Source organism: Cellulomonas septica, assembly GCF_012396155.1.
Classification (GTDB): Bacteria; Actinomycetota; Actinomycetes; order Actinomycetales; family Cellulomonadaceae; genus Cellulomonas; species Cellulomonas septica.
The window spans coordinates 1-2023 of sequence record NZ_JAAXOY010000646.1 but is presented as its reverse complement, the minus strand read 5'-3'; the positions used below and the strand labels follow the sequence as shown (position 1 = coordinate 2023).

The following is a 2023-nucleotide window of genomic DNA, read 5'->3' as shown; positions in this document are numbered from 1 at the left end:
GGCCAGCCAGGCCTCCGTGGGCCCGGCGATCGCGCCGTGGACCGTGCGGTGCCGGCGCAGCGCCGCGTGCACCGCGGGGTCGTCCGCGAGCGCCGCGCCGAGCACGACGTCGGAGTGGCCCGCGAGGTACTTGGTCACCGAGTGCACGACGACGTCCGCGCCCAGCGTGAGGGGCCGCTGACCGAGCGGCGTCGCGAACGTGTTGTCGACCGCCACGAGCGCGCCCACGGCGTGCGCCGCGTCGACGAGCGCGGGCACGTCGGCGACCTCGAGCATCGGGTTGGTGGGCGACTCGACCCACAGCATCGCCGCGGGCGCCCCGTCGCCCTGGACGGCCGCGACCACCGCATCGGTGTCGTCGATGTCGACCGGGACGACCTCGAGGCCCGAGCGCACGGCGAGGTCCTGCGCGTGCACGAGCGTCACGTTGTATGCGTGCCGGGGCGCGACGACCCGCCCGCCGGGCGGCACGAGGGACAGGGCCGCCGCGATCGCCGCCATGCCCGACCCGAACAGCAGGGCCGGCCGCGTCGAGCGCTCGAGCGCGCCGAGCGTCTGCTCGAACGGGTGCCACGTCTCGGTGTCCGCCCGCGCGTAGAACAGCTCGCCGTCGGGCACCTCGCCCTGCGAGACGTACGTCGAGGACAGGACGATCGGCGGGTTCACCGGGGCGGCCTGCGTGCGGGCCGGGCGGCCGGAGCTGACGACGAGCGTGGCGGGCGACAGGGGCAGAGCGTCGGGCATGGCGCCACGGTACGCGTCCGTGCGACGACCGACCGGCACCGTCCGGAGCGGCGGCCCGCGCCCGGTAGGGTCGGGCGCGATGAACGACACCGCGCTCCCGTCGCCCACCCCCTCCGCCGGATCCGCGCAGGACGGCACGAGCGCGCGTGCGCGCGTCATGGTGCTGTTCGGCGGCCGCTCGGGCGAGCACGCGATCAGCTGCGCGACCGCCGGCGGCGTGCTCCGGGCGCTCGACCGCGACCGCTACGACGTCGTCGCCGTGGGCATCACGCCGACCGGTCGCTGGGTGCTCGCCGAGGACGACCCGGACCGCTGGGCGATCCGCGACGGCCGGCTCCCGCAGGTCGAGGACACCGCCGCGCACGTCCTGCTGCCGCAGGCGACCGACGACCGCGACGTGCAGGTGCTGGAGGCGGGCGCGCTGCCGCGCACGCTCGGCGCGGTCGACGTCGTCTTCCCGCTGCTGCACGGCCCCTTCGGGGAGGACGGCACCCTCCAGGGGATGCTCGAGCTCGCCGACGTGCGGTACGTCGGCGCGGGTGTGCTCGCGTCCGCCGTCGGCATGGACAAGCACATGATGAAGCTCGTCCTCGCGGGCCACGGCCTGCCCGTCGGACCCTTCACCGTGATCCTCCCGGGCGAGCAGGACCGCGACCCCGAGGGCGTCGCGCGGCGCGTCGAAGCGCTCGGCCTGCCGCTGTTCGTCAAGCCCGCGCGCGCCGGCTCGAGCCTCGGCATCACCCGCGTCGACGATCTCGCCGACCTGCCCGCCGCGCTCGCGACCGCGCGCGAGCACGACCCGAAGGTCGTCGTCGAGGCGGGCATCGTCGGGCGCGAGGTCGAGTGCGGCGTCATCGGCGGGCGCGACGGGCAGCGGGCGCGCGCGTCCCTGCCGGGCGAGATCGTCGTCACCGACCCGCGGCACACGTTCTACGACTTCGAGGCGAAGTACCTCGACGAGGGCGGCGTCACGCTGTCGTGCCCGGCCGACCTGCCCGACGACGTCGTCGCCCGGGTGCGGGACGCCGCGGTGCGCACGTTCGAGGCCATCGGGTGCGAGGGCATCGCACGCGTCGACGTGTTCGTCACTCCCGACGGCGAGGTCGTCGTCAACGAGATCAACACCATGCCCGGCTTTACGCCGTACTCGATGTACCCGCGCATGTGGGAGGCGTCGGGCGTGACCTACCCGGAGCTGGTCGACGAGCTCGTGCAGCTCGCGCTCGCCCGGCCCACGGGCCTGCGCTGACGCGAGTCGCTCGCGGCGCCGCGTCTCCGC

At 75.5% G+C, this 2023-nt stretch carries 2 protein-coding genes; one reads left to right on the top strand and one right to left on the bottom strand.

What is annotated here, in order from left to right; all coding sequences use genetic code 11:
• Positions 1-744 (bottom strand): trans-sulfuration enzyme family protein (locus HGA02_RS17665; protein ID WP_210728765.1); only part of this gene is annotated, 744 nt, incomplete at its 3' end.
• Between the two features lie 79 nt (positions 745-823).
• Here HGA02_RS17665 and HGA02_RS17660 point away from each other — a divergent pair.
• Positions 824-1993, top strand: a complete 1170-nt coding sequence (locus tag HGA02_RS17660) for a D-alanine--D-alanine ligase family protein (RefSeq protein ID WP_281357215.1) — start codon at positions 824-826, stop codon at positions 1991-1993.
• The last annotated feature ends 30 nt before the right edge of the window (positions 1994-2023 follow it).

Bases quoted from the DNA above. Each gene is read 5' to 3' on its own strand.
- HGA02_RS17660 (WP_281357215.1), top strand. From the start codon at position 824: ATGAACGACACCGCGCTCCCGTCGCCCACCCCCTCCGCCGGATCCGCG.